At 40.9% G+C, this 4,689-nt stretch carries 6 protein-coding genes; 5 read left to right on the top strand and 1 reads right to left on the bottom strand.

Annotation, left to right across the window (positions count from 1 at the left end):
- Positions 1-484: 484 nt before the first annotated feature.
- The gene (locus tag CWB76_RS15680; protein ID WP_013464036.1) at positions 485-1,408 is read right to left on the bottom strand and encodes a manganese-dependent inorganic pyrophosphatase; all 924 of its coding nucleotides are present in this window, start codon (positions 1,406-1,408) and stop codon (positions 485-487) included.
- Positions 1,409-1,525: 117 nt separating this feature from the next.
- On the opposite strand from CWB76_RS15680, the gene CWB76_RS15685 reads away from it, so the two are divergent.
- The 5 genes from CWB76_RS15685 (at position 1,526) to CWB76_RS15710 (ending at position 4,512) form a co-directional block, all read left to right on the top strand.
- Entirely contained in the window at positions 1,526-2,026 is a 501-nt protein-coding gene (locus tag CWB76_RS15685) for a hypothetical protein (protein WP_138608878.1), read from the top strand.
- A gap of 13 nt (positions 2,027-2,039) precedes the next feature.
- Positions 2,040-2,849 carry a bifunctional DNA-formamidopyrimidine glycosylase/DNA-(apurinic or apyrimidinic site) lyase gene (gene mutM / locus CWB76_RS15690; RefSeq protein WP_010390658.1) on the top strand — a complete coding sequence of 270 codons (810 nt, stop codon included), beginning with the start codon at positions 2,040-2,042 and terminating at the stop codon, positions 2,847-2,849.
- A 308-nt stretch (positions 2,850-3,157) separates the two neighbouring features.
- A complete protein-coding gene (gene rplM, locus CWB76_RS15700) occupies positions 3,158-3,586 on the top strand; it encodes a 50S ribosomal protein L13 (protein ID WP_008110876.1) in 429 nt (142 codons plus the stop codon).
- 8 nt (positions 3,587-3,594) lie between these two features.
- Positions 3,595-3,987 carry a 30S ribosomal protein S9 gene (gene rpsI / locus CWB76_RS15705; RefSeq protein ID WP_024600778.1) on the top strand — a complete coding sequence of 131 codons (393 nt, stop codon included), beginning with the start codon at positions 3,595-3,597 and terminating at the stop codon, positions 3,985-3,987.
- A gap of 177 nt (positions 3,988-4,164) precedes the next feature.
- Complete coding sequence (locus CWB76_RS15710) at positions 4,165-4,512, top strand: four helix bundle protein (RefSeq protein WP_138608882.1); 348 nt, start codon at positions 4,165-4,167, stop codon at positions 4,510-4,512.
- Positions 4,513-4,689: the final 177 nt, after the last annotated feature.

Genomic DNA, 4,689 nt, shown 5'->3' on the forward strand with positions numbered 1-4,689 from the left:
AATAGTAATAGTAATAGTAATAGTAATAGTAATAGTAATAGTAATAGTAATAGTAATAGTAATAGTAATAGTAATAGTGATTGGGAATTGAAATACGACCTTTCCTTAGGTTTTGTGATTTTTTCATTTTTATATCTTGTGGTTTTATAGGTAAATATAGCAGGCAATTAATAGTTTTGAATTTGAGCTGGTTGCCATAGCGAAAGTGCGCGAGGTAAACTCCCGCCTACGGGTAGGGTTAATATAGAGTTTTATTGTAGGCAGGGCTTTATGCTGCGCAGGTTGTTTGAAAAGTTGTGAAATTGCGCGGGGTAAGCTCCCGCCTTCGGGTAGGATTAATATAGAGTTTTATTGTAGGCAGGGCTTTATGCCGCGCAGGCTGTTTGAAATGTTGTGAAAATGCGCGGGGTGAACCCGCTGCTACAGGCATAAAAAAACCTTGCGATGTTAACCGCAAGGTTTTTAAATTTCTCGAACCTCGAACTTAGCTCTTAAAAGCGTCTTGTAGTGGTGGCACTACTTGCTTTTTACGGCTTAATACGCCGTCTAGCCATACTTTACCGTCTTCTGGTTTTTCACCATAAGCTTGCTCAACTAGGCTAGCATCGTCTGATGCAATTAGCATTTGTGAGCCTTCTTTCATAATGTCGGTCAGAAGTAAAAATACTGAATGACGACCGCCTTCTTCTTTAAGCTTCGCGATATCGGCTTCAAGGTCGGCTTTAATCTCGTCAAATACCGCAAGGTCAATAACTTCTAACTGGCCAATACCAACGAGGTTGCCGTTCATGTTAAAGTCTTTAAAGTCACGCATTACTAAGTCACGTACTGGCGTATCTTCAACGGCTGATTTAACGCGGAACATGTCCATGCCTAGTTCTTTAAAGTCTTCAATGCCTGCAATTTCTGCAAGCGCTTCAACACATTTAATATCGGCAGTAGTACAGGTTGGTGACTTAAAAATAACCGTGTCGCTTAAAATAGCGCAAAGCATAATACCGGCAATGTCTTTAGGGATCTCAACGTTGTAGAAGTCATACATCATTTTAATAATGGTGTTTGAACAACCAACAGGGCGGATCCAACACTCAAGCGGTGTTGATGAGGTTAAATCACCTAGCTTGTGATGATCTACCACGCCAACAACGCGAGCCTGATCAATATCGTCAGGCGCTTGGGTTTTTTCTGTGTGGTCTACAATATAGACGTCTTCGCCAGCGTAGCTAAGTTTTAGCTCAGGTGCTTCAAAACCGAATTTATCTAAAATAAATTGTGTTTCCGGTGAAACCTCACCTAGGCGAGTTGGGATTGCTGGTTCATCAATTTGGTTTTTTAAATAAGCCAGTGCAATTGCACCACATATTGAATCTGAATCTGGGATTTTATGGCCCACTACATACATTGACATGACTAAACTCCTTAAAATTTGCCGATATTCTAGCAAAGTCTTTGGGTTTTAACATATAGACAGTGTAATTAAGTTTTGGTTACACTTTAAATCGATATTATTAATTGGAAGACCCACATGCAACTCGGCCGAAAAGGTTGGAACAATGTTATTATTTTTTCGATGTTGATTATGATCTTCTTTTTAAATGGACTGCATAAAAACATAGGGAATGATGAAACACAGGCGCAACTACAGCCATTACTTCCTCCTCAAAGTTTTGTATTAACGCTTAAATTTATCGACCAAAAAATTGAGCGTATTGGCACTAGTTGGCGTACTACTGCTTTGCAAAAAAATGTACCGCTTAGTTGGCAAGGCTCAGAGCAGCAACTTAGTGAGCTAGTTTATTTATGGCAAAATACCGCACTGGTGACCACCACTACACCTGATGCGCTTGATATGAATAAGCCACTATCGGTAGCTACGCTTGAACTCGCCGGTGAGCCCTTACCTTGGGTGTACTTATTATTTGAGGCGAATGGTCAGTATTATCTATTCGATAAAACCAGTCAGCGATTATTGTTGCTCGATTTAACTACTGCAAAACAATTATTTCCAAGTTTTACCTTTTCATAAGTGAGTTTTATTAATGCCTGAATTACCAGAAGTAGAAGTTAGCCGTATGGGTATTACCCCCCATGTGCTAAACCAAGTTGTGACTAAGGTAAATATTCATAATGCCAGTATGCGCTGGCCTGTGCCAGATGAGGTGTATCAACTTGAGGGGTTAGTGGTTAGCAGTATTGAACGACGTGCAAAATACTTATTGTTAGAATGCGAGCTAGGCTCGGCTATATTGCATTTAGGGATGTCGGGTAACTTGAGGGTTGTGAACGCCAATGAGCCACTTAAAAAGCATGACCATGTTGAGTTTATTTTAGCGAATAATAAGGCGCTGCGTTTAAACGATCCACGTCGCTTTGGTTGCTGTTTATGGCAAGCCCCCAATGAAGAGCATAAGTTACTTGCTAAATTAGGCCCCGAGCCACTCACCGATGACTTTTTTGCTAAACGTGTTTATGAGCAATCTCGTAATAAAAAAGTGCCTGTTAAACAGTTTATTATGAATAACGCCGTGGTGGTGGGGGTTGGTAATATTTACGCTAACGAATCATTATTTAAAGCAGGTATCGATCCGCGAAAAGAAGCAGGTAAGGTAAGCCTTAAACGCTACCAAGCGTTAATCCCAATTATAAAAGACACCCTAGCCGCAGCAATTACTCAAGGCGGCACAACGCTGAAAGACTTTGCCCAAAGTGACGGTAAGCCAGGCTACTTTGCGCAGCAGCTATTAGTGTATGGCCGAAAAGGCCAGCCTTGTGTAAATTGCGACACAGCACTAACAGAAATTCGTCTAGGCCAACGCAGCACCGTTTTTTGTGAGGTGTGTCAGAAGTAATAAAGGTAAAGAGTAAAGTTCTCGGGCGACGGGCGACGGGCTGCGGGTAACGGGTCTCGAAGCTCGTACCTCGAAGCCCCGACACTCGAGCCTAAAACTTTTTGCGGAAAAAACAACCGGCCGGTAGCAATGTAGTTTAAGTGCTGGTATACTCCCGCGTCTGCCACGTTGCGTTCTATGTCCTCATATAGTTTAGCCACTTGTGAGCGGCGAAAAAGTCTAAAACTCGAAGGGGTTGTAGCATACTTAGAGCGGTAGTTAATAATAACTACCTGTGGTTTTAATTGAAAAACATTGGATTTTTATAAATGAAAACGTTTGTTGCTAAACCAGAAACAGTAAAACGTGACTGGTACGTAGTTGACGCTGAAGATAAAACTTTAGGTCGCATCGCTACTGAAATCGCTCATCGCCTACGCGGTAAGCACAAAGCTGAGTACACACCACACGTAGATACTGGTGATTACATCATCGTTATCAACGCTGAGAAAGTTACTGTTACTGGTAACAAATTCAAAGATAAAGTGTACTACGCTCACTCTGGTTTCCCAGGTGGTCTTAAGTCTACTACTTTTGATAAACTTCAAGCTGCAAAGCCTGAAATGATCATCGAAAAAGCTGTTAAAGGCATGTTGCCACGTGGTCCTTTAGGCCGCGCTATGTTCCGCAAACTTAAAGTTTACGCGGGTACTGAGCATAACCATGCTGCACAACAGCCTCAGGTTCTAGACATTTAAGGAGCACTATCATGGCAAATCAATACTACGGTACAGGTCGTCGTAAAAGTTCAAGTGCTCGCGTATTCTTACGCCCAGGCACTGGTAACATCGTAATCAACAAGCGCTCTTTAGAAGAGTACTTTGGTCGCGAAACAGCACGCATGGTTGTTCGTCAAGCTCTTGAGCTTGTAGATATGACTGAAAAATTTGACCTTCACATCACCGTTGCCGGTGGTGGTACTACTGGTCAAGCTGGTGCTATCCGTCACGGTATCACTCGTGCACTTATGGAGTTTGACGAGTCACTACGTCCACAACTTCGTAAAGCAGGTTTCGTTACTCGTGATGCACGTAAAGTTGAACGTAAGAAAGTGGGTCTTAAGAAAGCGCGTAAGCGTCCACAGTTCTCAAAACGTTAATTTTTACGTTATCAAGAATTCAAAAACCCAGCTTATGCTGGGTTTTTTGTTTTGTAGCTATAAGATTTTGCTTCAAGGTTCAAGGTTCAAGGTTCGAGCTATAAATTTGATCTAAGCTTTGTGTCTTTCTTATTTTACAGTTATAAGTTAAGCATGTTTCAGCTGACTGGTTATGTTATGAGGTTTGAAGATTTAAGGGTATGGCAACGTTCAGCCGATCTAGCTTGCGAGATTTATTTACATTTTAAGCAGAGCAAAGAGTTTGGTTTAAAAGATCAAATAACACGATCTGCACTTTCAATTTCTTCAAATATAGCAGAGGGTTATGAACGAATAGCTCCTAAAGATTATATTCGATTTTTATCATACTCTAAGGGGAGTTATGGAGAATTACGCTCTCAAATTTACATTGCACTAAAAATAGGTGAAGTTGACACGACAGAGGCTAGTGAATGGATTGAGGAGACTCGTGAACTTTCCCGTATGATTTCAGCATTGATGAAATCAATCGATGCTTGGGATTAAGAGGTTCAAAATTAAATATTCATTCAAAAATATATGAGTATGTTTGACCTTTGACCTTTGACCTTTGACCTTTGACCTTTGACCTTTGACCTTTGACCTTTAACCTTTAACCTTTAACCTTTAACCTTTAACCTTTAACCTTTAACCTTTAACCTTTAAACATTAACAATAAACCTT

The sequence above is a fragment of the Pseudoalteromonas sp. S1609 genome (genome assembly GCF_005887255.1).
Taxonomy (GTDB): Bacteria; Pseudomonadota; Gammaproteobacteria; order Enterobacterales; family Alteromonadaceae; genus Pseudoalteromonas.

What these genes read in the sequence shown, in the direction of transcription:
- rplM (WP_008110876.1), top strand. Translation starts at nt 3,158, where the DNA reads ATGAAAACGTTTGTTGCTAAACCAGAAACAGTAAAACGTGACTGGTAC.
- CWB76_RS15680 (WP_013464036.1), bottom strand. Translation starts at nt 1,408, where the DNA reads ATGTCAATGTATGTAGTGGGCCATAAAATCCCAGATTCAGATTCAATA.
- CWB76_RS15710 (WP_138608882.1), top strand. Translation starts at nt 4,165, where the DNA reads ATGAGGTTTGAAGATTTAAGGGTATGGCAACGTTCAGCCGATCTAGCT.
- mutM (WP_010390658.1), top strand. Translation starts at nt 2,040, where the DNA reads ATGCCTGAATTACCAGAAGTAGAAGTTAGCCGTATGGGTATTACCCCC.
- CWB76_RS15685 (WP_138608878.1), top strand. Translation starts at nt 1,526, where the DNA reads ATGCAACTCGGCCGAAAAGGTTGGAACAATGTTATTATTTTTTCGATG.